This window comes from Pseudoalteromonas sp. SR41-1 (genome assembly GCF_014164015.1).
GTDB classification, from domain to species: domain Bacteria; phylum Pseudomonadota; class Gammaproteobacteria; order Enterobacterales; family Alteromonadaceae; genus Pseudoalteromonas; species Pseudoalteromonas distincta.
Genome location: NZ_JACJEK010000004.1, coordinates 25129 through 51732 on the forward strand (window position 1 = coordinate 25129; position 26604 = coordinate 51732).

26 protein-coding genes are annotated in these 26604 nt (G+C 40.1%); 23 read left to right on the forward strand and 3 right to left on the reverse strand.

Annotation, left to right across the window (positions count from 1 at the left end; all coding sequences use genetic code 11):
• Positions 1-11: 11 nt before the first annotated feature.
• Positions 12-2450 carry a glycerol-3-phosphate 1-O-acyltransferase PlsB gene (gene plsB, locus H5118_RS04245; RefSeq protein WP_002957901.1) on the reverse strand — a complete coding sequence of 813 codons (2439 nt, stop codon included), beginning with the start codon at positions 2448-2450 and terminating at the stop codon, positions 12-14.
• A 417-nt stretch (positions 2451-2867) separates the two neighbouring features.
• Here plsB and rpsJ point away from each other — a divergent pair, with 417 nt between their 5' ends.
• The 21 genes from rpsJ (at position 2868) to H5118_RS04350 (ending at position 19183) form a co-directional block, all read left to right on the forward strand.
• Entirely contained in the window at positions 2868-3179 is a 312-nt protein-coding gene (rpsJ, locus tag H5118_RS04250) for a 30S ribosomal protein S10 (RefSeq protein WP_002957900.1), read from the forward strand.
• Between the two features lie 27 nt (positions 3180-3206).
• Positions 3207-3842, forward strand: a complete 636-nt coding sequence (rplC, locus tag H5118_RS04255) for a 50S ribosomal protein L3 (RefSeq protein WP_182747917.1) — start codon at positions 3207-3209, stop codon at positions 3840-3842.
• Positions 3843-3859: 17 nt separating this feature from the next.
• On the forward strand, positions 3860-4465 hold the full coding sequence (gene rplD / locus H5118_RS04260) for a 50S ribosomal protein L4 (RefSeq protein WP_002957897.1): 606 nt from the start codon (positions 3860-3862) through the stop codon (positions 4463-4465).
• Positions 4462-4764 (forward strand): 50S ribosomal protein L23, encoded by a 303-nt coding sequence (gene rplW, locus H5118_RS04265; RefSeq protein WP_002957896.1) that lies wholly within the window; start codon positions 4462-4464, stop codon positions 4762-4764. The genes rplD and rplW overlap by 4 nt, the downstream gene beginning before the upstream one ends.
• Before the next feature lie 15 nt (positions 4765-4779).
• Complete coding sequence (rplB, locus tag H5118_RS04270; RefSeq protein ID WP_002957895.1) at positions 4780-5604, forward strand: 50S ribosomal protein L2; 825 nt, start codon at positions 4780-4782, stop codon at positions 5602-5604.
• A gap of 15 nt (positions 5605-5619) precedes the next feature.
• Positions 5620-5898, forward strand: a complete 279-nt coding sequence (gene rpsS / locus H5118_RS04275) for a 30S ribosomal protein S19 (protein WP_004588689.1) — start codon at positions 5620-5622, stop codon at positions 5896-5898.
• A gap of 13 nt (positions 5899-5911) precedes the next feature.
• On the forward strand, positions 5912-6244 hold the full coding sequence (rplV, locus tag H5118_RS04280; protein ID WP_002957892.1) for a 50S ribosomal protein L22: 333 nt from the start codon (positions 5912-5914) through the stop codon (positions 6242-6244).
• 11 nt (positions 6245-6255) lie between these two features.
• A complete protein-coding gene (gene rpsC, locus H5118_RS04285) occupies positions 6256-6957 on the forward strand; it encodes a 30S ribosomal protein S3 (RefSeq protein ID WP_002957891.1) in 702 nt (233 codons plus the stop codon).
• 12 nt (positions 6958-6969) lie between these two features.
• Positions 6970-7383, forward strand: coding sequence for a 50S ribosomal protein L16 (rplP, locus tag H5118_RS04290; protein ID WP_002957890.1), 414 nt, complete (start codon positions 6970-6972; stop codon positions 7381-7383).
• Positions 7383-7574: a 50S ribosomal protein L29 gene (rpmC, locus tag H5118_RS04295; RefSeq protein ID WP_002957889.1), complete on the forward strand. Its 192-nt coding sequence runs from the start codon at positions 7383-7385 to the stop codon at positions 7572-7574. The genes rplP and rpmC overlap by 1 nt, the downstream gene beginning before the upstream one ends.
• A complete protein-coding gene (gene rpsQ, locus H5118_RS04300; RefSeq protein WP_002957888.1) occupies positions 7574-7831 on the forward strand; it encodes a 30S ribosomal protein S17 in 258 nt (85 codons plus the stop codon). Before rpmC ends, rpsQ begins: the two co-directional genes overlap by 1 nt.
• Positions 7832-8453: 622 nt before the next feature.
• Positions 8454-8921 (forward strand): tRNA (adenosine(37)-N6)-threonylcarbamoyltransferase complex ATPase subunit type 1 TsaE, encoded by a 468-nt coding sequence (gene tsaE, locus H5118_RS04305; RefSeq protein WP_182712012.1) that lies wholly within the window; start codon positions 8454-8456, stop codon positions 8919-8921.
• 27 nt (positions 8922-8948) lie between these two features.
• A complete protein-coding gene (locus H5118_RS04310) occupies positions 8949-10292 on the forward strand; it encodes an N-acetylmuramoyl-L-alanine amidase (RefSeq protein ID WP_182747918.1) in 1344 nt (447 codons plus the stop codon).
• A gap of 36 nt (positions 10293-10328) precedes the next feature.
• The gene (gene mutL / locus H5118_RS04315) at positions 10329-12176 is read left to right on the forward strand and encodes a DNA mismatch repair endonuclease MutL (protein WP_182747919.1); all 1848 of its coding nucleotides are present in this window, start codon (positions 10329-10331) and stop codon (positions 12174-12176) included.
• A 10-nt stretch (positions 12177-12186) separates the two neighbouring features.
• Positions 12187-13104, forward strand: a complete 918-nt coding sequence (gene miaA / locus H5118_RS04320; protein ID WP_182747920.1) for a tRNA (adenosine(37)-N6)-dimethylallyltransferase MiaA — start codon at positions 12187-12189, stop codon at positions 13102-13104.
• Between the two features lie 78 nt (positions 13105-13182).
• A complete protein-coding gene (hfq, locus tag H5118_RS04325; protein WP_024597268.1) occupies positions 13183-13446 on the forward strand; it encodes an RNA chaperone Hfq in 264 nt (87 codons plus the stop codon).
• 15 nt (positions 13447-13461) lie between these two features.
• Positions 13462-14751, forward strand: a complete 1290-nt coding sequence (hflX, locus tag H5118_RS04330; protein ID WP_024597267.1) for a ribosome rescue GTPase HflX — start codon at positions 13462-13464, stop codon at positions 14749-14751.
• Positions 14752-14851: 100 nt separating this feature from the next.
• The gene (gene hflK, locus H5118_RS04335) at positions 14852-16021 is read left to right on the forward strand and encodes an FtsH protease activity modulator HflK (protein WP_002957881.1); all 1170 of its coding nucleotides are present in this window, start codon (positions 14852-14854) and stop codon (positions 16019-16021) included.
• Between the two features lie 5 nt (positions 16022-16026).
• Entirely contained in the window at positions 16027-16905 is an 879-nt protein-coding gene (hflC, locus tag H5118_RS04340) for a protease modulator HflC (RefSeq protein ID WP_002957880.1), read from the forward strand.
• Positions 16906-17119: 214 nt separating this feature from the next.
• Positions 17120-18433, forward strand: coding sequence for an adenylosuccinate synthase (locus tag H5118_RS04345; protein WP_024597266.1), 1314 nt, complete (start codon positions 17120-17122; stop codon positions 18431-18433).
• Between the two features lie 111 nt (positions 18434-18544).
• Complete coding sequence (locus tag H5118_RS04350) at positions 18545-19183, forward strand: tetratricopeptide repeat protein (protein ID WP_039489024.1); 639 nt, start codon at positions 18545-18547, stop codon at positions 19181-19183.
• Positions 19184-19252: 69 nt separating this feature from the next.
• Here the strand turns inward: H5118_RS04350 and H5118_RS04355 are convergent, their stop codons facing one another.
• Entirely contained in the window at positions 19253-21100 is a 1848-nt protein-coding gene (locus H5118_RS04355) for a sodium:proton antiporter (protein WP_182712016.1), read from the reverse strand.
• A gap of 869 nt (positions 21101-21969) precedes the next feature.
• Here H5118_RS04355 and proB point away from each other — a divergent pair.
• A complete protein-coding gene (gene proB / locus H5118_RS04360; RefSeq protein ID WP_024600220.1) occupies positions 21970-23076 on the forward strand; it encodes a glutamate 5-kinase in 1107 nt (368 codons plus the stop codon).
• On the forward strand, positions 23073-24320 hold the full coding sequence (locus H5118_RS04365; protein WP_182712017.1) for a glutamate-5-semialdehyde dehydrogenase: 1248 nt from the start codon (positions 23073-23075) through the stop codon (positions 24318-24320). The genes proB and H5118_RS04365 overlap by 4 nt, the downstream gene beginning before the upstream one ends.
• A gap of 72 nt (positions 24321-24392) precedes the next feature.
• On the opposite strand, the gene H5118_RS04370 is transcribed toward H5118_RS04365, so the two are convergent.
• A complete protein-coding gene (locus tag H5118_RS04370) occupies positions 24393-26600 on the reverse strand; it encodes an EAL domain-containing protein (protein WP_182720359.1) in 2208 nt (735 codons plus the stop codon).
• Positions 26601-26604 lie beyond the last annotated feature (4 nt).

Below are 26604 nucleotides of genomic sequence, written 5' to 3' on the forward strand. Positions count from 1 at the left end.
TAAATGCATTGCTAGTTACACTGATCTTGAACTATATCGCTGATTGACTGCCAGACGCGTGCTGGCAGTAATGTTTTAAGGTGTGCGTAGGTTTCACATAGTTGTGTGCTACCTACTAAGCCCTTATCACCCTCTGTTATTAATGACTCACCACGTAAGTTTTCGATAAAACTAACAAGTACTTTTTTGTCAAAAAACTCAGGTGTTTTTATGCCGTGCAGTGTACCTAAACGTTGTGCGAGTACTTGGCTTTCTCTTTCAAGTTCTGCTTTTTCAATGCCATCACTTGTTTGAATAAAACCAATTACAATAGCGTAACGTTGTAGAGTAAAGCTAAGTGCTCGTCCAAGCATTTCAAGCTTAGCTAGGCAGTCATTACTGTTCGTTATATGAATGTTATCGCCATCAAACTCAATTAAATTTTGATCAGCAAAGTTAGCTAAAATACGCGTTATGTAGTTTTCATCAAGAGGCTGTAAATACCATTCTTTAGCAAATAGCGGATAAAATGTTTTTACAAGTTGTTGGCATTGAGCAATCGTAGTGCTGTGTTGTTTAAATAGATGTAGTGCAATTAAGCTTGGTACTGCAAACAAGTGCAAAATATTGTTTCGGTAGTAATTAAACAGTACTTTTTCTTTATCGCTAATCGTAATAATTTCGCCAAACTCATCACTGATAACTTCAAACTTATTAAGCTTTAATGCATGCGTTAGTAATTGCTCTGGAGTTTCGTCTGGTGTAGTTACTTTGTTACTGTAGCTTGCATCACGCTGTAAGCGCAGATAAAAATCAAGCTGAGCTAATAGCTTTGGTTTACTCAATGCTTGCTTATCATTAACCAGCAATATCATCGCTAGTAAGTTAACCGCATTAAGCGCCGCTGCGTTATTAATTTTAACCATTACTTGGTCGGCAAGTTTAGTTACTTGTGGTGCTAACCATTGTGGCTTTTGCACGTCAGTTGGGTGTATTGAATCACGCCAATCAGGTTGGTTATCGTTTAAGTATTGGTTAATAGAGATTGGATCGCCAAAGTTTAAATTACCACGACCGTAGTTTTTAAGGTTTTTGATTGCCTTAAAAATACCAAATATAGATTCGCCTTTTTTATCTTTACCATCCAGCTCTTTAAGGTAGGTGTTAATTTCCATGACGTGCTCGTAGCCAATGTACACAGGTACAATAGATATTGGTCTGTCTATTCCGCGTAGCATTGCTTGTAATGTCATAGATAGCATGCCCGTTTTAGGCGGCAGTAAGCGTCCAGTTCGGCTTCGACCGCCCTCCGTGTAAAACTTAACAGAGTAACCTTTAATAAACAGTTGGCTTAAATACTCTTTGAATATGGCAGAATAAAGTTTATTACCTGCAAACGAGCGACGAATAAAAAACGCACCAGAGCGTCTAAATATGCCTCCGGCAGGGAAAAAGTTAAGATTTATACCTGCAGCTATATGCGGAGGTACTAAACCTAAATGATAAATAGAGTAAGTAAGCAGTAAGTAATCCATATGGCTGCGATGACAAGGCATATAAATTATTTCATGGCCTTTATCTGTTAGTTCATGAATTTGTTCGGCGTGTTTAATATCAATACCATTATAAAGCTTATTCCATAACCAAGTTAAAAACCTTTCGGCCACACGTATCATTGCTTCAGAGTAATTAGCGGCTATTTCATCAAGTAGCTTAAGTGCATTTTGACGAGCTTCTGTTTGGCTAATGTTTTTAGCGTTAGCTTCATCTTGAATTGCTTTTTTTATAGTAGGTGACGCTAATAATGAATTAAACAATTGCTCACGAGATGGCATTTTAGGGCCTGTAGCAGCTAGCTTTTGGCGCTTAAAGTGAACACGCGCTACGCGTAATAATTTATGAGGTAACTCACTTACATCGGCTTTTTCATTGACTAAAAGTGATAAGTCGAGTGGTTGGCTAAAGCGAATAAAGTTATCGCGCCCTGAAAATAACACCACAAAAAACTTTCTAAACCAGCTTGGAGTAAGAGAGTGTGTAATTAAAGTACGTAGTCCTGGCTTTTCTTTACCTGGATCGCGCCCCCATAAAATAGTAACAGGCACCACTTGTACGTTTTGCTGACCGCTTTTTATTAAGTACTCAATAATTTGCTTGCCTTGGGCTAAAGCATTGGTTGGTTTTGCTTCATCACCAAATAACGGTGGAGGATTTTTAATACCAATAAAACGGTCTAAATTTTGAGTCCCTAGCACTTGCTCTTCTGTTGGGCTAGGTAGGCCATTCTTTTTACAAACATGCGCCAGCGCGGCTAAATCAAAACGTGAATTTAAACGCACTATATAAAATGTAGGGTACTCAGGGTTTAGCTCATACTGTTTAATAGGATTTTCTGGTAGCACTTTGCTTTTCACAAATAAGCGGCTAAATCCAGCAGACATAACATTTAAACAATAATTAAAAATACGCATCGACTCACCATATTGAGAGTATTAAGGGCAAAATTAGCGCAACAGGATACCATAATATCTAAAAATCCCTTAGTTTGCGCAATTAAGATGTTTAGTTGTTTGTTGACTAGCATCAAAAGCATTAGTTCAAGTATAGCGATTGAACATGTATGGACGCATATTTAATCAAATTAGTGTTCATTACATTGTTTCTAAATAGTTGTTGCATTTATCACCAATACCTCTATAATACGCAGGCTTTCAAAATTCCTCTGGGAATTAGAAAGGATAAATTAAGCTTGGATTTCAAGCTAATAAACAGGAGTTCCGATTTGGAACTCAACGTAGATATAATCAAACAGCCGACATCTTAAGTTTTAAGATTGTTTCGGTCGTTTTTTTATGCTCTTTTATATGCTCTTTATATTGAGGTTAAGAATGTCAAATCAACGCATTCGTATTCGCCTAAAAGCTTTTGACCACCGTTTGATTGACCAATCAACGGCAGAAATCGTGGAAACTGCGAAACGCACTGGCGCACAAGTACGTGGTCCAATCCCACTACCTACACGCTTTGAACGTTTTACTGTACTAACTTCACCGCACGTTAATAAAGATGCGCGTGATCAGTACGAGATCCGCACCCATAAACGTCTGATAGACATCGTAGAACCAACTGACAAGACTGTAGACGCGCTTATGCGTTTAGATCTTGCTGCTGGTGTTGATGTTCAAATCAGCCTGGGTTAATCGAAAGATTAGAGAGGTTTTAGGAAAATGGCATTAGGTCTAGTCGGTCGTAAAGTGGGTATGACACGAATCTTCACTGAAGATGGTGTATCTATCCCTGTGACAGTTATTGAAGCGACACCTAACCGCATTGCTCAGATCAAATCTGACGCAACAGACGGTTATAACGCGCTTCAAGTAACCGCAGGCACTAAAAAAGCAAGTCGTGTAAACAAAGCTAAAGCGGGTCATTTCGCTAAAGCTGGTGTTGAAGCGGGTCGCGGTCTGTGGGAATTCCGCCTTAACGGTGGTGAAGGCGATTTTGAAGTAGGCGCTGAGCTTACTGTTGAATTATTCAACGAAATCAACAAGGTTGACGTAACCGGTACTTCTAAAGGTAAAGGTTTCCAAGGTGGTGTTAAGCGCTGGAATTTCAGCATGCAAGACGCTACACATGGTAACTCTCTATCTCACCGTGCTCCTGGTTCAATCGGTCAAAACCAATCACCTGGTAAGGTGTTTAAAGGTAAGAAAATGGCCGGTCATATGGGTTCTGAGCGTGTAACGACTCAAAACTTAGAACTAGTTCGCGTTGACGCTGAGCGTAATTTGCTTTTAGTTAAGGGTGCAGTACCTGGAGCTATTGGCGGTGACGTTATCGTTAAACCAGCTGTTAAAGCATAAGTCCTGGAGATTTAGTGATGGAATTAGCAATTAAAGACGCTTCTGGCGGTCTTGAAGTTTCTGAAGCTACTTTTGGACGTGAGTTTAACGAAGCATTAGTACACCAAGTAGTTGTTGCATACGCAGCAGGTGCTCGTCAAGGTACTCGTGCTCAGAAGACACGTTCTGAAGTAAGCGGTGGTGGTAAAAAACCATGGGCTCAAAAAGGTACTGGCCGTGCACGTGCCGGTACAATCCGTAGCCCAATTTGGCGTTCAGGTGGCGTTAGCTTTGCAGCTAAACCACAAGACCACAGCCAAAAAGTAAACCGTAAAATGTACCGTGGTGCGATTAAAAGCATCTTATCTGAATTAGTTCGTCAAGAGCGTTTAATCGTTGTTGAAAGTTTTGCTCTAGCAGCACCAAAAACTAAAGAACTAGTTGCTAAGCTTAAAGAACTTGAGCTTAAAGATGTTCTTATCGTGACTGAAGAAGTAGATGAAAATCTTTTCTTATCGGCACGTAACCTTTATAAGGTTGACACACGTGATGTAGCTGGTATCGATCCTGTAAGCTTAATTGCTTTCGATAAGGTACTTATTACAGCCGCTGCTGTTAAGCAACTTGAGGAGGCGCTAGCATGATTCGCGAAGAACGTCTTTTAAAAGTGATCCTTGCTCCACATATCTCTGAAAAAAGCACAATTGCTGCTGAAGAAAACAATACTATTGTTTTTAAAGTAGTAAATGACGCAACTAAAGCTGAAATTAAAGTAGCAGTTGAGAAGCTTTTTGAAGTAGAAGTAACGGGTGTTCGCACACTTAACGTTAAGGGTAAAACAAAACGTACTGGCGCACGTTTCGGTCGTCGTAGCGACTGGAAAAAAGCTTACGTTACTCTTAAAGAAGGCAGCGAGCTAGACTTTGTCGGCGGCGCCGAGTAATAAGGGGATAGAATTATGGCACTTCAAAAGTGTAAGCCTACTTCTGCGGGCCGTCGTCACCTAGTTAAAGTGGTTAACTCTGATCTACATAAGGGTAAGCCATACGCACCACTTTTAGAGAAAAACTCTAAATCAGGTGGTCGTAATAACAATGGTCGTATTACGGTTCGTCATATCGGTGGTGGTCATAAACAACATTACCGTTTAATCGATTTTAAACGTACTAAAGATGGCATTCCAGCCACTGTTGAACGTTTAGAATACGATCCAAATCGTAGCGCAAACATCGCTCTTGTATTATATGCAGACGGTGAGCGTCGTTACATTATCGCACCAAAAGGCTTAAAAGCTGGCGATGCAATCCAGTCTGGTGTTGATGCACCAATCAAACCTGGTAATGCATTACCAATGCGTAATATGCCTGTAGGTTCGACTGTTCACAACGTAGAATTAAAACCAGGTAAAGGTGCTCAAATCGCACGTTCTGCTGGTGCATACGTTCAAATCCTTGCTCGTGATGGTCAGTATGTAACATTACGTCTTCGTTCAGGCGAAGTTCGTAAAGTTGAATCTGATTGTCGTGCGACTCTAGGTGAAGTAGGCAATGCTGAGCATATGCTTCGTTCACTTGGTAAAGCAGGTGCAAATCGCTGGCGTGGTATTCGTCCGACAGTTCGTGGTGTTGCCATGAACCCGGTAGATCACCCACACGGTGGTGGTGAAGGTCGTACATCTGGTGGTCGTCATCCTGTGTCTCCATGGGGTAAGCCGACTAAAGGTGCGAAGACGCGTAAGAACAAGCGTACGGATAAATTTATAGTACGTCGTCGTACTAAGTAATATTGAGGAATAGCCATGCCACGCTCTCTCAAGAAGGGTCCTTTTATAGACCTACACTTGCTGAAGAAGGTAGAGAAAGCTTTGGAAAGCGGTGAGAAAAAGCCAATTAAAACTTGGAGCCGTCGTTCAATGATCATACCTAACATGATCGGATTGACCATTGCTGTCCATAATGGTCGCCAGCACGTACCAGTTTTCGTTTCTGACGAAATGATCGGTCACAAACTAGGTGAATTTGCACCAACTCGCACTTACCGTGGCCATGCTGCGGATAAGAAAGCGAAGAAACGATAAGAGGGGAAGATAAATGCAAGCATTAGCTAAACATAAATTCGCCTCTGGTTCGGCGCAAAAAGCACGTCTAGTTGCAGATCAGATCCGCGGGTTACCTGTAGATCGCGCACTAGAAATCCTGGCGTACAGCCCTAAGAAAGCGGCTGTATTAGTTAAGAAAGTACTTGAGTCTGCTATTGCTAACGCAGAGCATAACGAAGGTGCTGACATTGATGAGCTTCGTATAACAACGATCTTTGTGGACGATGGTCCTACAATGAAACGTATTATGCCTCGTGCTAAAGGACGCGCAGATCGCATCCTTAAGCGTACAAGCCATATCACTGTTATGGTTTCAGATAGCTAGGAGTATAAGTAATGGGACAAAAAGTTCATCCTACTGGTATTCGCCTAGGTATATCTAAACCTTGGGTTTCTACCTGGTACGCGAGTTCAAAAGATTTCTCTGCACAGCTTTTTGGCGATCACAAAGTTCGTACATTCCTTACTAAGGAATTAAAAACGGCTTCTGTGTCTAAAATCGTTATTGAGCGTCCAGCAAAATCAATCCGAGTAACAATTCACACGGCTCGTCCGGGTGTTGTTATCGGTAAAAAAGGCGAAGACGTAGAAAAATTACGTCAAGCGGTAACTAAAATCGCTGGTGTACCTGCTCAGATTAATATCTCTGAAGTACGTAAACCAGAACTAGATGCACAACTAGTAGCAGACGGCATTGCCTCTCAACTAGAACGTCGTGTTATGTTCCGTCGCGCTATGAAGCGTTCGGTACAAAATGCAATGCGCATCGGTTCTAAAGGGATTAAAGTTGAAGTTAGCGGTCGTCTTGGCGGCGCTGAAATCGCACGTTCAGAATGGTATCGTGAAGGTCGTGTACCTCTACATACTCTTCGTGCTGATATCGATTACGCAACTTCTGAAGCCTTAACCACTTATGGTATCATTGGTGTTAAAGTTTGGATCTTCAAAGGCGAAGTTATTGGTGGTTTACCACTAGTACAAGAGCAAGAGAAGCCAGCTAAACGCGCACCAAAGAAAGCCAAGAAAAGTGCTAAGTAGAGGTAGCGAGTAATGTTACAGCCAAAACGTACAAAATTCCGTAAAATGCACAAAGGCCGCAACCGCGGTTTAGCGCAAAACGGTAACAAAGTAAGCTTCGGTACTTTCGGATTGAAAGCAACTGGCCGTGGCCGTATGACTGCTCGTCAAATCGAAGCAGCTCGTCGTGCTATGACGCGTCACGTGAAACGTCAAGGTAAAATCTGGATTCGTGTCTTCCCTGACAAACCGATTACAGAAAAACCTCTTGAAGTTCGTATGGGTAAAGGTAAAGGTTCTGTTGAATATTGGGTTGCTGAAATTCAGCCTGGTAAAGTACTTTACGAAATGGAAGGTGTTTCAGAAGAGCTTGCTCGTGAAGCGTTTGACCTTGCTGCTCGTAAACTGCCATTCAAAACAACTTTCGTAACTCGGACGGTAATGTGATGAAAGCTAGCGAACTAAAAGATAAAAGCGTAGAAGAGCTTAATGCTGAACTTCTAGGACTACTTCGTGAGCAATTTAATATGCGCATGCAAGCTAGCACTGGTCAGTTAGCTCAGACACACACGCTAAGAACAGTACGCCGCGATATCGCGCGTGTAAAAACAGTTATTAACCAGAAGGCAGGTCAATAATGAGCGATAAAATTCGTACTCTTCAAGGCCGTGTAATCAGCGACAAGATGGAAAAATCTTTCACTATCGCTATCGCACGTTATGTGAAGCACCCAATCTATGGGAAATTCATTAAACGTACGACTAAGTTACACGTACATGACGAAAATAACACAGCAAAAGCGGGTGACGTAGTTACTATCCGTGAATGCGCACCAATTTCTAAGAATAAATCTTGGACTTTAGTAGACGTTATTTCTAGTCCAAAACAAGCTTAATTTTTAATTAAGTTAGTTTTGTAAAAAAGCCCTGGCATTAGCCGGGGCTTTTTGTTTTCTGGAACTGCCTTGTCTTGAAACGTGTTTACACATTTAGGACTTATACCAATCCGCAATAATACTTAATCATTTTGTGGGGCTAAACGTGTCGCTACCTGCTTTAAAAAATGCTCATTTAGAACAACTAAATAGCGAATTTCTGCCTAGCTATCAACACGTTTTTCCAGCCTCAAAATAGATCACTTAATTAAGCGAATTGGTATTATCTTTTTATCAGAAATACAAAAGCATGCAGGGTAGTTTTCTGGTTTGTGTCATCAACTCCGTTGTTGCTATATATTTTTTAGTATCAGAACTAGTGGCTGAATCATAAAAGTTTGATTATAAGCTTACATATCTCAGTAACTTTAATACTTGCTATAGGCATATAAGCCGTAGCGTTACTTTTCTCTTACTTTATTTCAATGTTACAGTTTTAAGGTATCGAAAATAGATATTCAAATATAACTTAATCATTCGCTTGTCTGGTTTTTTTATGTCTAAAACCTCAATTTATCGCCTTAAATGAATATTCTGGTATGATTAGCAAATATGCGCTTTTGAATGAATTTTTGAGGTAATAATGACGCGTAGTTTTGAATTTCATTTAACTGATGAGATTGCCACGGTTACAATGGGTAATCGCGTTGCTGATATTATAGAGCAAGGTGCGGTTATTTATTTACATGGTGATTTAGGTGCTGGTAAAACAACGTTTACACGAGGTGTAGTGCAAGGCTTTGGCCATACAGGTAAGGTTAAAAGCCCGACCTATACACTAGTAGAACCTTATGAGCTTGAGCGTGCAAATGTTTATCATTTTGACTTATACCGCTTAGGTGATCCTGAAGAACTCGAATACATGGGAATACGCGATTATTTCTCAGCAGACGCAATTTGTGTTGTTGAATGGCCTGAAAAGGGTGGTGAATTTATTCCTGTGCCTGATTTAGATATTACTCTAAGCTATGTGGGTAACGAACGTAAAATTGTTATAAATAGTGCGAGTGAGCGCGGTATAGCAATTGTCGAAAAACTAAATAATCAATAATAATATAGTTAAGGCAGTAATTATCCAATGAGCCGAGGTGTAGTTAAACTTTTTATTTATCTTATGGTTATCACCATAAGCTTGCCGCTATGGGCTAAAAACACAATCAATAGTGTGCGTGTATGGCCGTCTCCAGATAGTACGCGCGTGGTATTTGATTTAAATGATAAGCCCGACTTTAGCTATTTCATGCTTAAAAACCCTAGCCGCCTAGTGATTGATTTAGAAAATACTAGCGAGTTAAAAACATTGCCAGGTGTGCCCCCGAAACATCAAATAGTAAGCAAATTACGTTACTCAAAACCTAAAAATAAACAAAGCGTACGTTTAGTATTTGAATTAAGTGCGCCAATAAAGCCAGTGGTATTTGCCCTCGCACCTACAGGCCCTTATAAAAATAGACTCGTTGTTGATTTATACAATAAAAGCCAAGCTACTACAGTTGTTTCTCCTGCTCAAACAGCCGCTAAAAACCGTCAACTAAGCCAAGAACGCGACATTGTTATTGCAATTGATGCGGGGCATGGCGGCGAAGATCCTGGTTCAATTGGGCCATCAGGCACCTACGAAAAAACAGTTACACTGCAAATTGCGAAACGTTTAGAGCGCATGATTGATGGCGAACGTGGCATGATTTCGCGCATGGTACGAAGCGGTGACTATTTTGTAAAATTAAATACCCGTACTAATCGAGCCCGTGAAAAAAAGGCAGATTTTTTTGTTTCTATTCATGCTGATGCATTTACAAGCCCTGGGCCAAATGGTGCCTCTGTGTGGGTTTTATCATTAAGACGTGCTAATTCAGAAATAGGTAAATGGATAGAAGATAAAGAAAAGCACTCCGAGCTTTTAGGTGGCGCTGCTGATGTAATGAAAGATGCCGCCAATGAAAAATATCTAGCACAAGCGTTGCTTGATATGTCGATGGACCACTCAATGAAAACTGGCTTAAATGTAGCTGACGAAGTGGTTAAAGAGCTTCGTAAGGTTGCCAAACTGCATAAAAAAGATCCCCAGCATGCAAGCCTTGCAGTACTAAAATCACCAGATATTCCATCTATTTTGGTAGAAACAGGGTTTATATCTAACCCGCGAGAAGAAAAGCTACTTAAAAGCTCTAATCATCAAGAGCGTTTAGCTAAAGCTATATTTACTTCAATTAAAAATTATTATTTGAAAAATCCGCCGGATGATTCTTTATTTGCTAAATTAAAGTCGCAATATCCAACAAAGCATAAAGTACGCCCCGGTGAATCTTTAAGTATGTTAGCGAGTCGCTATGGCGTTACAGTCAATAAATTAAAACAAGTTAATAAGCTTAGTTCTAATACCTTATTTATTGGGCAAGAGCTCGATATACCTCAAAGTTAGTCATTATTATTAGCGCAATGTTTGCTAGGAAGTCTCATGAATATTGAAATATTACCCGCGCGTTTAGCCAACCAAATTGCCGCAGGCGAAGTGGTTGAGCGCCCAGCGTCGGTAGTAAAAGAGCTTGTTGAAAATAGCTTAGATGCTGGCGCAACGCGTATTCAAATTGATATTGAGCGCGGCGGCCACAAACTTATTCGTATTCGTGATAATGGCGCAGGGATAAGTAAAGATGAGCTAACGCTCGCACTTTCTCGCCACGCGACAAGTAAATTAAAATCACTTGATGACCTTGAAAACATTTGCTCACTTGGCTTTAGAGGGGAAGCACTTGCGTCAATTAGTTCTGTGTCGCGTTTAACGCTGAGCTCAAAACCAAAAGAGCAAGAAGCGGCTTGGCAAGCTTTTGCAGAAGGCCGCGACATGGCCGTTCAAGTAAAACCTGTAGCGCATCCCGATGGCACAACCATTGAAGTAAAAGATTTATTTTTTAATACTCCAGCACGTCGTAAATTTTTACGCACCGAAAAAACTGAATTTAGCCATATTGATGAGTTGATAAAGCGTATTGTGCTTAGTCGCTTTGATGTCTCTATTACACTAACTCACAACGAAAAAGTAGTAAGGCAGTATCGTGCCAAAACTGATCCCTCTCAGGCTATAACACGCGTAGCACAAGTTGCAGGCAAGGCCTTTGCCGAGCAAGGTTTGCATATTCAATCAGGAGAAGGCGGTTTACAGTTGCATGGTTGGGTGCTACCTGTAGGCTCAGCTAATACGACTCAGTACACTTATGTGAATAATCGCATGATGCGCGATAAGCTTATTTTGCATGCTATACGCCAGGCATTTGAAGAAGTAAGTGGAACACAAGAATTACCCGGTTTTGTCATTTATATTGATATTGACCCTCGGCAGGTTGATGTAAATGTTCACCCTGCTAAGCATGAAGTGCGTTTTCATCAAGGGCGGTTAATTCATGATTTTATATTGCAAGCTATTAAGCAGGTAGTGGTGCCATTGCAAGGCGAATTCACTAACGAATCAGCGAGCACAGCAGCAGAACTCACGCCAGCGTTCATTGAGTCGTCTCATAGCAGTGCTAATAATATAGAAAGCGAAGGAGTGTTTGATTACCCTAAATCGCAATTACAGCCCTCTTCCTCTGGAAGTGCTGGTAGCTCAAGTTCGTCCTCAGGTACTAGAAGTGTTGGCGGTGCATACCGTGCTGCACCAAGTACGAGCCATCATGACGTAAATGCGTTTTATCAAGGAGTGAGTGAGCAACACGCCGCGCATTTTGATAATGCAGCCAATATATCTGCTGCACCACACCAGTCCATATCTGTGGATAATGTCTTAAAAGCTGTTTCTATTATAAGTGTTAGTGAAGGAGTGTGTGTCTTTAGTGAAGAGCAGCAATTGTATTGCTCACATTTTAAATATGCATTAGTTGATGATTGGCATAATCAAATTAAAGAGTTCGGAAGTTTAGAAGGGAAAGCCCTTTTGTTACCAGTGCGAGTAAACTTAGAAAAAGAAGATTGCTTACTTATAGAATCCCAGCAATCGTGGTTTACCTTACTTGGTTTTGAACTTGTAATAGAAAAACAATTTGTAATGGTTAAAAAATTGCCAGCGTGTTTATATTTACTTGACGTAAGTGCAGCGGTAGGTGAGCTACTTGATGCGTGTAAAGCAAAACTAGAAAATATAGAGAATTGGTTAGAATGGCAAATGAAATGCGTGCCGACCCGATTTTATTTAAGCAATGTATTTTTAGCGCAACAAATGCGCTTACAAAATAATCCACAAACTATTGAACGCTTGCGTAAAAAAGCAGTTAAAATAGAGCTAAATCACTATTTAACGCAATTAGATTAAGGTATCAGTGTTGAGTAATTTACCAGTTATATTTTTAATGGGTCCAACTGCAGCAGGTAAAACAGCATTGGCAATCTCGCTGTGCGAGCATTTAAATACAGAAATAATCAGCGTAGATTCAGCGCTAGTGTATAAAGGTATGGACATTGGTACAGCAAAACCTGATGCCGAAGAATTAGCCAAAGCTCCGCATCATTTAATTGATCTACTTGACCCGAGTGAAACGTATTCAGTTGCAGATTTTAGGCGCGATGCAGTGCAAAAAATTGACGAATTTCACAGACAAGGTAAAGTACCTGTATTGGTTGGAGGTACAATGCTGTACTTCAAATCTTTAATTGATGGTTTATCGCCTTTACCTGAAGCAGATACAGAGATAAGAGCAGAGCTAGAAGCGCAAGCTAAAGAATTTGGCTGGCCTCATTTATATAAAGAATTAGTTAAAGTTGACCCAAAAGCAGCCGAAAAAATAAGTGAAAATGATTCACAAAGAATTAATCGAGCTTTAGAGGTTTACAGGTTAACTGGTAAGACCATGACTGAGTTGCAAATGCAAAAACAGCCGGCTTTACCTTATACTTTTCATCAATTTGCAATTGCACCGCAAGAACGCAGTGAATTACACCGCCGAATTGAAGATAGGTTTAAAATAATGATTGATCAGGGGTTTGAAAATGAAGTTTCGACCCTATATCTACGTGAGGATTTACACCCCAATATGCCTTCTATTCGTTGTGTTGGTTATAGACAAATGTGGGATTACCTTGCGGGTGAAACAAACCATGATGAAATGGTTTTTCGTGGCATCGCGGCAACACGTCAGCTGGCAAAACGGCAGTTAACGTGGCTTCGTAGTTGGCCTGATGTTACTTGGTTAACAACAGGCGACGAAGAAAACTTGCATCGTGTAGTAAGTTCGCTAAGCTAGTAGTAGTTGAATATTGTTTTTTATCAAATAAGTTCAGCCACTTAATTATAATAACACCTAGAACGAAGGAACAATAACATGGCAAAAGGCCAATCGTTACAAGACCCATTTTTGAATGCACTACGACGTGAGCGCATTCCTGTATCAATCTTTTTGGTAAATGGCATAAAATTACAAGGCAAAATTCAGTCATTTGACCAATTTGTTATTTTACTAGAGAACACCGTAAATCAAATGGTTTATAAGCATGCAATTTCTACAGTTGTCCCTGCTCGCGCAGTTAACTTCCAAGCAGTTCAAGGGAGTGAAGACACTGAAGAGGCAGAAGCTGGAAACTTTTAATTAGGAGCATAATGTTTGTTTGACCGCTATGAATCCGGCGAACAGGCAATTTTAGTTCATATCGACTTGCCTAAAGAAGGAGATCGTGAAGATCTTCACGAATTAGAAATGTTGGTATCTTCTGCTGGTGTTAGTAGTTTGGCGGTTGTGCAAGGCAGCCGTCAAGCACCACATCCGAAACTATTCGTCGGTACCGGTAAAGCAGAAGAAATAGCTGAGATTGTCAAAATCCACAAAGCAGATGTCGTAATTTTTAATCATCAACTCAGGCCATCACAAGAGCGTAATTTAGAGCGCGTTTGTCAATGTCGTGTGCTTGATAGAACGACGCTAATTCTTGATATTTTTGCCCAACGCGCACGTACCCACGAGGGTAAGCTGCAAGTTGAATTGGCTCAACTTCGCCATATGTCGACTCGATTAATTCGAGGCTGGACTCACCTTGAACGTCAAAAAGGCGGGATTGGTTTACGTGGTCCTGGTGAAACTCAACTTGAAACTGACAGAAGATTACTTCGTGCCCGTATTCAAAATATTCGTGCACGTTTAGCTAAAGTTGCAGTGCAACGTGAACAAGGTAGGCGAGCTCGTACTCGCAACGAAATACCTACAGTTTCATTAGTTGGTTATACCAATGCGGGTAAATCTACATTATTTAATCGAATTACAAATTCAGATGTATACGCGGCCGATCAGTTGTTTGCCACGCTTGATCCGACTCTACGTAAGCTTGAGTTAGGTGATGTTGGCCCTGTTATCTTAGCTGATACAGTGGGCTTTATTCGTCACCTACCACATGACTTAGTTGCTGCTTTTAAAGCAACGCTTACTGAAACTCGCGAAGCTGATTTGCAGTTACATGTAATTGATGCCGCAGACTCACGTCTGCAAGAAAATATTGAACAAGTACAATCGGTGCTTAAAGAAATTGAGGCCGATGAAGTACCACAGCTATTAATTTATAATAAAATTGATGCGCTGGATAACGTAAGCCCACGTATTGATCGAGATGACGAAGGTCAACCTATAAGAGTATGGCTTAGCGCTCAGACTGGTGAAGGGTGTGAATTACTTAGCGAGGCTATCAGTGAGTTACTAGCTAAGAAGATGTTTAACGAAACATTATTTCTTACGCCATTGTATGGTCGCTTAAGAGCTGCATTGTTCAGTTTAAATGCAGTGCATGAAGAGCAATTTGATGAGCAAGGTAATTGGCTGTTAGATGTTAGAATGCCAATGGTTGAGTGGAATCGTTTAATTAAAGAATTTGGTCCTGAAATTGCTGGTTTTATCAACCGTAATTAAAAATTGACGTTTTAATGTCGGTTTTTGTATGAGAAACGCGGTAGATTTGTTAGATTTAACACAATTTCCTAATTTATTTAGATAACAATGGAGTATAGCTATGGCCTGGAATGAACCGGGTAATAATGGCAATGACAAAGATCCGTGGAATAATAAAGGCGGACGTGATCAAGGCCCACCTGATTTAGACGAGGTGTTCCGCAAGTTTAGTAACAAGTTCAGCGGCTTATTTGGCGGGAAAAAATCCGGCAATGGTAGCGGCGGTGGACTTGGCGGAGCCGGTATTTCATTCATACTTATTATCGCCGTTATTGTATGGGCGTTAAGTGGTATTTATACGGTTAAAGAAGCCGAGCGTGGTGTGGTTCTACAATTTGGTAAATATGACCGAATTGCTGATCCTGGTTTGCGTTGGAAAATGACTTTCATCGAAACGGTAATCCCAGTAGATATTGAAGCTGTTCGTTCATTATCGGCTTCTGGTTTTATGCTTACTGAAGACGAAAACGTCGTGAGCGTTGAGTTTCAGGTGCAATACCGTGTTATTGACCCATACCTTTATGAATTTAGCGTAACTAACGCTGATAGTAGCTTAGAAGAAGCGCTAGACAGTGCCCTGCGTTATGTTGTGGGCCATGCAAAAATGGACCAAGTATTAACTAATGGCCGTGAGGTTGTTCGTCAAAATACATGGGATGAGCTTAATAAGATTATCGAACCATATAACTTAGGTTTAATTGTTACTGACGTGAACTTTAAAGACTCTCGTCCACCAACTGAAGTTAAAGATGCATTTGATGATGCAATTGCTGCACAAGAAGATGAAGAACGTTTCATCCGTGAAGCAGAAGCATATGCTCGTGAAATTGAACCGCGTGCTCGTGGTCAAGTAACGCGTATGACTCAAGAAGCGGAAGGTTATCAAGAGCGCATTACATTGGAAGCACAAGGTGAGGTAGCTCGCTTTGAAAAGCTTTTACCTGAATATCAAGCAGCTAAAGAAGTTACTCGTGAGCGCTTATACATTGATGCAATGGAAGAAGTGTTAGGGAGTAGTTCTAAAATATTGGTTGATGTTAAAGGCGGCAATAACATGATGTATTTACCTCTTGATAAAATCATGGACAAGCAAGGAACCGCAACACGAGTTGCACTTCCAAGTTCAAGTGATATTCAAGACTTACGTAATAAAGTTAATACGTCGCGCAATAGCTCTGTTAATAGTGGCAATGACCGCTTTAACAACGACCGCTTCAATGATGGGAGATAATCATAATGAAAAACTTTAGTTTAGTAATACTATTAGCTGCCATTGTTATGTCTTTCTCATCGGTATTTGTTGTACCTGAAGGGCAAAAAGCAATTGTAATGTTATTCAGTAAAGTACAGAAAGATAGCGACGACAAAGCGATTGTATATGGCCCAGGCCTACAATTTAAAGTACCATTTTTTAGCCAAGTACGTCGTATTGATGCACGTATTCAAACGCTAGATGGTGCGCCAGATCGCTTTGTTACTAGCGAGAAAAAAGACTTAATTGTTGATTCGTTTGTAAAATGGCGAGTTAATGACTTTAGTGCTTTTTACTTACGTGCTCGTGGCGATAAGCAATATGCTGAAACGCTACTTAAGCAAAAAGTAAACAATGGTCTTCGTACAAACTTTGGTACACGTACAATTCGCGAAATTGTATCAGGTGAGCGTAGCGAGTTGATGGAAGAAGCGTTAGTACAAGCTTCTGAAAGTGCACGTGAGCTAGGTATTGAAGTACTAGACGTACGTGTTAAGCAAATCAACTTACCACAAGAAGTGAGTAGCTCTATTTACCAACGTATGCGCGCTGAGCGTACTGCGGTTGCAAAAGAGCACCGTTCTGAAGGTCAGGAAAAAGCAGAGACTATTCGTGCGGGAGTTGACCGTCGAGTAACTGTAATGCTTGCTGATGCTGAGCGTAATGCACGTTCTGTACGTGGTCAAGGCGATGCTGATGCTGCAGGCATTTATGCTAATGCGTATAACAAAGACCCTGAGTTCTTTAGTTTTGTACGTTCACTTGAAGCTTACAAAAAGACTTTTAAAGATAAGCAAGATGTTATGGTGCTTTCACCAGATAGCGACTTCTTCCAATATATGAAAGGCGCTAAAGCTCAATAGACTTTACGTTAATTATTTAAAAGTTAAAAAGCCTCGCATTTGCGGGGCTTTTTGTTAAATACAAACTAGTGCGTTAAATCACTGTTATTTATGTGGTTATTGGTCAATATTTGGATATAACAATTGCCCGCAGAAAAAATAAGCTGAACAGGGGTGATCTTTACTTTAGTTTTCTGGTAAAATCTCGTCCTAATTTTCTCTAAGTGAATTTACGATGGGTAAAAACGTTGTTGTATTAGGCACCCAATGGGGTGACGAAGGAAAGGGTAAGGTAGTTGATCTCCTTACAGACAAAGCATCTTTAGTAGTTCGTTATCAAGGTGGCCACAATGCGGGTCATACTTTAGTTATCGAAGGTGAAAAGACGGTTCTACACCTTATTCCATCGGGTGTATTACGTGACAATGTTAAATGTGTGATTGGTAATGGTGTAGTTTTATCACCAGAAGCGCTAATGAGAGAAATTGGCATGCTTGAAGAGCGCGGCGTACCAGTACGCGAGCGTCTTTTAATAAGTGAAGCATGTCCGCTAATCTTGCCTTTCCATGTTGCATTAGATGTAGCCCGCGAAACAGCTCGTGGCGATAAGCCTATTGGTACAACTGGCCGTGGAATCGGTCCTGCGTACGAAGATAAAGTAGCACGTCGTGGTTTACGCGTAGGCGATTTATTTAATCCTGAAGTATTTGCAGCTAAATTAAAAGAAGTGCTTGAGTACCACAACTTCACTTTAGTTAACTACTACAAAGTAGATGCTGTAGATTTCCAAAAAACGTTTGATGATGCAATGGCTGTTGCTGATATCTTAAAAGCAATGGTTGTAGATGTAACTGAGCTTTTAGATCAAACGCGTTTAGCAGGCGAAAACATTTTATTTGAAGGTGCACAAGGTACGTTACTTGATATAGATCACGGTACTTACCCTTATGTAACATCTTCAAACACTACCGCTGGTGGCGTTGCGACTGGTGCAGGTTTTGGTCCATTAAACCTTGATTACGTTTTAGGTATTATTAAAGCGTACACTACACGTGTTGGTTCAGGTCCTTTCCCTACAGAGCTTTACGACGGTCTTGATAAACAAGATCCAGTTGGTAAGCACCTAGGTGATAAAGGCCATGAGTTTGGCGCTACAACAGGTCGACTTCGTCGTACTGGTTGGTTAGATGCAGTGGCTATGCGCCGTGCAGTTCAAATCAACAGTATTTCAGGTTTTTGTTTAACTAAGCTTGATGTTTTAGATGGCTTAGAAACACTTAAAATCTGTACTGGTTACAAGCTTGAAGATGGCACAGTTACTAACGTAACACCATTAGCGGCTGAAGGTTACGATAAAGTAACACCAGTATACGAAGAAATGCCAGGTTGGTCAGAAAACACTGTTGGTGTAACTAGTCTTGACGGTTTACCAAAAGCTGCGATTGACTACATCAAACGTATTGAAGAAATTACGGGTGTTCCAATTGATATTATTTCTACAGGTCCTGACCGTGTAGAAACTATGGTGCTTCGCAATCCGTTTGCGTAATTACCATTAGATTAAAAAAAGCTGCTTCGTGCAGCTTTTTTTGTGTCTAAAATTCACCTTGGAACGATCTTTGTATATTATTTAATAAGTTTATTTATATAAGTGGTGAACATGCGTTTATTTAATCGTAATTGCGTACTAAGGCTTTCGTTAATACCGCTGTCTTTATTTATAGCAACCAACAGCTTAGCTACAGAAAGCCCTGCTGCTGTGCCGCTATATACAGAATCAGAGCTAATTGCGTTAATAAATAAAAATACGCATTTAGCGCGCGTAAAGGCAGATGATTGCCAGTTGGTGCAAGATATAGAAGCACGAGCCAATAAAATGGCATTGCCGTCTTATCAATTTTTATACGGCGATATGCTGGCTTATAACGTGTGCGTTGATCGCAATGTAGAGTTAGGTGTGTATTACATGCGAAAAGCAGCTGAGCAAGGCTTAGCGGCAGCGCTAGAGCAATTGGGACGATACTACGACACTGGTCGCTTAGTTCAGCAAGATAAAGCAATGGCAATTACCTATTTGCGTGAAGCCTCGTCGCAAGGCAATTTAAAAGCACAACTACGTTTAGTTAAATTATTTAATGATGGTTATGGCAGCCCGCGTGATTTTGAAGATGCCTATCGTTGGCTATTTAATTCTATGGTGGCAGATAAAGCGACTCATAGAAAAATTGAGCGAGCGCTGACTAAGTTAGCGCAAAAAATGCCAGATAGTGTGGTTGCTCGAGCTCGCCTTCCTATTTAATGGCTGTTAAAAACAAAACCCTAACTTTTTAAGTTAGGGTTTTTTAGTTTTTACAGACTGTAAAAGTATTTAACTGTCTTCTTTAGTCTTTGTTTGCGGGTCTTTTAAAACTGACATTTTAGGCGGCTGTAAAGCAACAACGCGTTCGCCTTCTTGCGGCGGTTTTTCCATGTTGATTGTAAACGGTCTTAGCTTAATTGGTGTATCGTCATCACTGTCTTTATCACCTTTGAGAATAAATAAAGGGATAGCCTCAGGGTTCATTTCTAAGTATTGTTCCCAGCTAAACTCATCCGAGATACGTGTTGAACTAACCTTACCGCCTTTAGCTATAATACTGCTTAAACGTGCATACGAGCCTTCGTCTCCAAACAGTATTTGTCTAGATAAAAACGTTGCGCTGTCTTTATTTGCTTTTGCATGCGACGTTGATGAGCGTAGCGAAAATACATTTTTCTCATTAAGTAAATGCGAAAAGTATTGAACACCTAACGCATTATGATGACGATTTGGCGATAATGCTAATACACTACGAATCGTTGTTAGAGGTAAGTAGCGTTCAGCATGCTCTGATTGCGGGTTACCATAATAACAAGCTAAACCATCCATACGTGCCATTCTGCAGTTTTCCCATGCAGGATCTGACAGGTGAACCGGAATGTTTTGCTCTTGTAAGCCTCGGCCGATTGCACGCGATACATGGTTTGCACCAATAATTAATATTGTATTTGGCGATGGCTGGCGTACACCTAATAGCTTGGCGACAGGAATGGCGGTTAAGCTCTGTAGTACAACGGTAATTATAATTACTGTAAATATAAGAGGTACCATTTTTTCAGCATCCGCAACACCAGACTCCATCATGCTAAGCGCAAATACCGACCCAACGGCTGCGGCGACTATACCGCGTGGAGCTATCCAGGCAAGTACCAAACGAGACTTCATTGGTAAGTCAGTACCAAAGGTCGAAATAGCAATACACAGTGGCCGAGCAACAAAAAGCACGATAGCTAAAAATATAAATACATCGCTGTCGAGCATCATTAAATCAGAGAGCTGTAAGCGTGCTGCAAGTAAAATAAACAGCGTTGATATTAATATCATCGACAAGTCTTCTTTGAACTCAAGTACAGAATCTATTTCTAAATCGTCTTGGTTAGCAAGCCAAATACCAAATACAGTCACTGCTAATAGGCCTGATTCATGGCTTAAATAGTTTGATACAGAAAAACTAATGAGTACTAATGCCAATATACCAAACTTATGTAATTCAAATGGTAGCCACTCGCGGCGCATTAATAGTGTTGTTAACCAACCAGCAGCAACACCAATACTTAATCCAACACCTAGGGTTTTAACTAAAGCAATAATAGTGTGGCTAAATACTTCGCCTTGGCCTACCAGCATTACGGCTTCAAATACTAATACAGCGAATAATGCGCCGATCGGGTCTATTACAATACCTTCCCATCGAAGTATGCGGTCAATGTCTTGTGTTGGGCGCATTGAGTTTAATAGCGGTGCTATAACAGTAGGGCCTGTTACAACTAGCACTGCACCTAATACCGCAGCTACACGCCAATTAAGTTCAAGCAACCAATAGGCGCTGAGGCTAATAATAATACAGGTAGTAAGCATGCCGATGGAGCAAAGGTTTCTTACAACTTTTCCGATTCCTTTTAGCTCTCTGAAATGCAGAGTTAAGGATCCTTCAAATAAAATGATGGCAACACTTAGTGATACAACTGGAAACAGTAAATCACCTAACAATGCATCAGGGTCTAAAACACCACTAAATGGCCCAAGTAAAAGACCAGTAAGCAATAAGAAAAGAATAGCGGGCACTCTAAAAGCCCACGCGACCCATTGGGCAAGCACAGAGCAAAGTGCGATACCGGCTATGTAAATTGCTGACATAGATTAAGAATTCCTTATTTATGACGGTTTGTTTAGAAAGTATAACTTTTGTTAATTATTAATACAGGGGTATACACGGGAAATTCAAATATTACTAATCAATTTTAGCTGCTTATAGAAGATTAGTAGGCTTAAATTATTTTGCGCGTGTTAAGCCGCCTTATTTTAGGCTGTATTAATTGTTTAATTGGTTGAATTTTAATAACAATCTAACACCACAAACGAGGAGGAATTAGCTTCGCTCGAATTTTAACCTTGATTTTTAAGGGGTATTTAGTGTAATATGCTTTGTGTTCTAATAATTAGTTATCTAATGAAGTTTATTGGAAGTAAAAGTGGTTTGTTAATCTTAACGTCATTTTTAATCTTTATAATCATGCATTAGTGGTGTTACTAGTATTCGAACACTACATAATTTCATTTGCCGAACTCTTGGTATGGTTTTGCTAAACAAGTTTATTTAATTATTTAAGTAAATAAAGGTTTGAGTTGAACTATTACTTTCAATGTTTAACCCCCATCGTGGCGGTTAAATCTCGGTCCTTTGGTCTTCACCCTATCTGTTGGTGTATCAGACTTTAGAGGCTCTATGTATGTTGTTAATAAAAAAGCCACACACAGCTTTTTACAGCGATGCATAAACAACACTTTTAAATTTTTTGATTAGTGCTGCTCGATATTATTGGGTTGTTGCTACTTTATACTTAACCTTAAATCTAAGCTTATTGTTTTAGATATGGTTTTCGCGTGTGTGTAAAAAAGTGTTGCCTAAATGAAAGACAAATTCGAAGCTATGTTTTAAACCTAGCTACTTAGTTTTAGCTCGTCTAATTAAGGTGAGCGCAGATAAAATGGAAAGTTGAGCATTTATGCAAAAGTTAAATTGGCGACGTATCGTACTTAAAGTAGGTAGTGCATTAATTGCACCAGATCAAGATGGCTGCCGTTCGCGTTACATATTAACCATCGCACAGTTCATTGTTCGTTGTCGTGCCCGTGGAATCGAGGTGATTTTAGTATCATCGGGTTCTGTAGCTGCTGGCGCGCATTTATTCCCTTCAGACAAACCTCGTTCTGTGGTGATGAAAAAAGCAATGGCAGCAGCAGGTCAAACAGAAATGATCGCCATGTGGGACCGCTTTTTTGACTTTCCATCTGCGCAGCTATTATTAACGCACGGTGATTTACGTGATCGAGAGCGTTACCAAAGTATTCGTGAAACAGTGTTTACTTTACTTGAGCATGGTGTACTTCCTATCATTAATGAAAATGATGCTGTAACTACCGACGACTTAAGAGTGGGTGATAACGATAACTTATCAGCAATGGTTGCAGCAGCTGCCGACGCTGATGCTTTATTAATATTCTCAGATGTTGACGGGCTATATGATAAAAACCCTAACTTACATGATGATGCGGTGTTACTGCCTGAAATAAAATCAATTGATGAATCTATTTATGCTATGGCAGGATGTGCTACAAGTGCCGTTGGTACTGGTGGTATGAAAACTAAAATAGAAGCGGCAGAAAAAGCAACGTCACATGGTATAGCAACTTATATTATAAACGGCTTTAAAGAAGAAACATTTACGAAATTGCTAGCTGGGGAAAATCCTGGTAGCGTATTTTTACCGTACGAAAAACCGATGCAGGATTCTGTGCATTGGATGACACACACAGCAAACGAGCAAGGTGAAGTTGTTGTTGATGGATCATTTGATGAATCCCTGGAAGGGGAAAGCGGCTGTATTCGTGGTGACGAAATCATGGAAGTCCATGGTGAATTTGCTGTTGGTGATACTATTTTAGTACGTAGTGAAGACGGTACGCGTTTAGCTAAAGCGACCGCAAATTATAGTAGCTGTTTGTTAAACTTTATTGCAGACAACGAACAGAGTGAATTCAGCGAAAAAATGCAGGATTCAATTGGACCAGTTATATCTGAAAAACATATCGCATTATTGGAGAAGTCATGAGCTTAATTACGGACATTTCACGCCAGACAGCTAAAGCTGCCCATACACTTGCTTTACTCGACACCGAGACTAAAAATCAAGTACTAGTTGAAATGGCAGCGGCACTAAGAGAGCAAAAAGCATTTATAATCAAAGAAAACGAGAGTGACCTAAGCGCAGCACGCGACAATAACTTAGCAGCCTCAATGATAGACCGCTTAACGCTAAACGATGAGCGCATTGAAGCAATGGCAGAAGGCATTGAAGTAATAGTAAGCCTAGATGATCCTGTTGGTCAGCTACGTGATATTACTGAGCGCCCAAATGGTATTAAAATTCGCAAAATGCGAGTACCTCTTGGTGTTGTATGTATGATTTACGAAGCACGCCCGAATGTGACAGCAGACGCTGGTGCATTATGTTTTAAATCAGGTAATGGCGTAATTTTACGTGGCGGCAAAGAAGCACTTAAAAGTTCACAAGCTATCGCAAGTGTAATGCACAGCGTACTTGAGAAGCACAACTTACCGGTATCACTTATTTCAGTGATTCCAGATCCAGACCGTGCGCTGTTAATGGAACTGATGCAGCAACGCGAAAGCATTGATTTAATCATTCCACGCGGCGGCGAGGGTTTAATTAACTTTGTTACTGAAAACAGTACGATCCCAGTAATTCAGCATTACAAAGGCGTTTGTCATCTATATGTAGATAAAGATGCCGACCTAGAAATTGCGCTTAACTTACTGCTTAACGGTAAAACCCAGCGTACCGGTGTTTGTAATGCACTAGAAGGTTTAGTTGTGCATCAAGATGTGGCGGATGAGTTTTTAAATTTGTGTGCAGTTGTATTACGCCAAGAAGGTGTAAAAATAAATGCTGACAGCTTTGCAGCTAAATACTTTGATAACGCAACAGTCCTAGCTGATAACGAATTTGGTGAAGAATATCTAGACCTAGAAATCGCTATTCGCGTTGTACCAAACTTTACGGCAGCGGTTGAACACATTGCACAGTTTGGATCAAACCATACAGAAGTAATTTGTACTAAAAATGAAGCTGCTGCAGAGTTATTCCAACGTAGTGTTGATGCTTCTGTAGTAATGGTTAACGCATCGTCTCGTTTTTCTGATGGCTCACAATTGGGCCTAGGTGCAGAGATTGGAATAGCTACTTCCAAGCTACATGCATACGGTCCTATGGGCCTCGAATCACTAACGACAGAAAAGTATTTAGTTAATGGAGTTGGCCAAGTTCGCGAGTAACTGCAAAAATTAAGTCCATAAAAAGCCGAGCATATTCATGCTCGGCTTTTTAGTTTGTAAATTACGCAACGGTTATTTTAATTTATCAAGCCAATCGCTTGCAGGTTCAGGTCTATGTAAATAGTAGCCTTGAAGAATAACTTCTGGATATTCCTGCAATAAATCAAAATGGGATTGGTTCTCTACGCCTTCAGCTACAATCTCTAACTCGAATAAACGGCCTAAGCTTACAATCATATCAATAATTAACTTATCGTTATTATCAGTCGGTGCTTCCAATACAAAAGAGCGGTCAATTTTTAGTTCTTGTATAGGTAATTGTTTTAGATAAGTTAAACTCGAATACCCAGTACCAAAGTCATCAATAGATACCCTAATACCTAGTTTCTTGAGACAGTGAACAGCCTCAATAGCCGCTTCCATATGATTAAGCAATGTCCCTTCAATTATCTCAATAGTGAGTTGCTGAGGATTAATGCTATGTTGCTTTATTTGTTGGCTAATAAAGCTTAAAAAACGCGCTTCATGAAAGTGCCTACCACTTACATTAATTGATAGGTTTAACTCAGGGTGAGTTTTACTAAGTTGCGTTAATATTTCTAGCGCATTTGTAGTCACCCAGCAATCTAAGTCATAAATTATATCTGACTCTTCAGCTATAGATATAAACTCACCAGGGCTAATAAAGCCTTTTTGGGGATGCTCCCATCTTAATAAAACCTCAGCACCTTTAAGTTCTTGATTGCGATCAAATTGCGATTGCAAATACAGAGACAACTCATTTTGTGCAATTGCTTTGCGTAAATCTTGCTCTATTTCGAAGCGGCGCTTTGCTTGCTCGCCAAATGAAGTATCGAAAAAGGTGATTCTGTTACCGCCTTTTTCTTTTGCTTTGTAGCAGGCCGCTTCACAATTTCTAATTGTTTCTATAGCACTTTCCCATTGATCCTCACGCGGAAAAATATACGTGCCAATACTTACCGTTAAGCTTACTTCTTGATCATTAAATATAAATGGGTGATTTATTGCTATGAGTAACTCTTGAGCTTTTCGTTCTGCAATTATTTGTGCTCTAGCACGACCAACTCCTTTATCTACAATGCACAGTGTTGCAAATTCATCGCTCCCTAAACGGGCAATAACATCTTTTTTATCAATATGAGTATGAATACGTTTAGTAAGATCTTTAAGTATATTATCTCCTGCAAGGAGCCCTAAACCATCATTTATTGAGTGAAAGCTATCAATATCAATAATATAAATATAAGCGTAGGTTTTATCCGTATTGCAGGTTTGAAGCTGTTGCTCTAATTGCTTTAAAAAGCCATTTCGATTAGGTAAACCTGTTAGCTCATCATGCCATGTTAAATAATCAATACGCTCTTGAGTTATTTTAACACTCGATATATCACTAAATACACCAATGTAGTGTACGTTAGTATCTTGCTCACCTTTAACCATTGTTAGTGTTAAAAGCTCTGGATATAGTTCGCCATTTTTTCGTCTTGTAACAAGTTCGCCACTCCAGTAACCGGCTTTGTTAGCATGCTCCCACACCTGATCAAAACTAATACTAGGATGATTGTTTTTCTTTATATCGTGCAATTGCATTTTTAAAGAGTCAGCTTCACAGTATCCTGTAATTCGACAAAAAGAAGGGTTAACGGCAATTATTTTACCATCGCTATCAGTTATTACTACACCGTCAGCAGTGCCTGTTAAAGCTTGATAAAACAACTGTTGCTTAGAGGAAAGTAGCTTTAATTCTTCTTCTCGTTGGGTTAGTTCTTGTGCTAGAGATTCTATTTCGAGAAGCTTATCGTGTAGGTCAAAGTTTTTTTCAATGAGACGGTCTAACATCCCTTGAGCTGTTATATGCGTGCGAATACGCGCTCTTACCAGTGCTAATTTGTAAGGCTTATGAATGTAGTCAATAGCGCCCATTGCAAAGCCTTTTTCTTCAGACTCTTCTTCGGTAAGCGCAGTGACAAATATAACAGGGATCCCTTTAGTATTTTGTTTCGCTTTGAGTATATTGCATACTTCGTAGCCGTCCATGCCAGGCATCATTATGTCTAATAAAATCAAATCAGGGCGAGTTGACTCAACAAATACTAATGCTTGTTCACCACTAGTCGAAATACGTACATCGTAGTCCGTTAAAAGCCCTTCAACTAATACGTGTAAATTACTAGGTTCGTCATCAACAATAAGAATTAAAGGTTTATGCTTTTGTTCTGTGGTTAATCCATTACTGTTTGCGAGGTAATTTGAATGCACTATC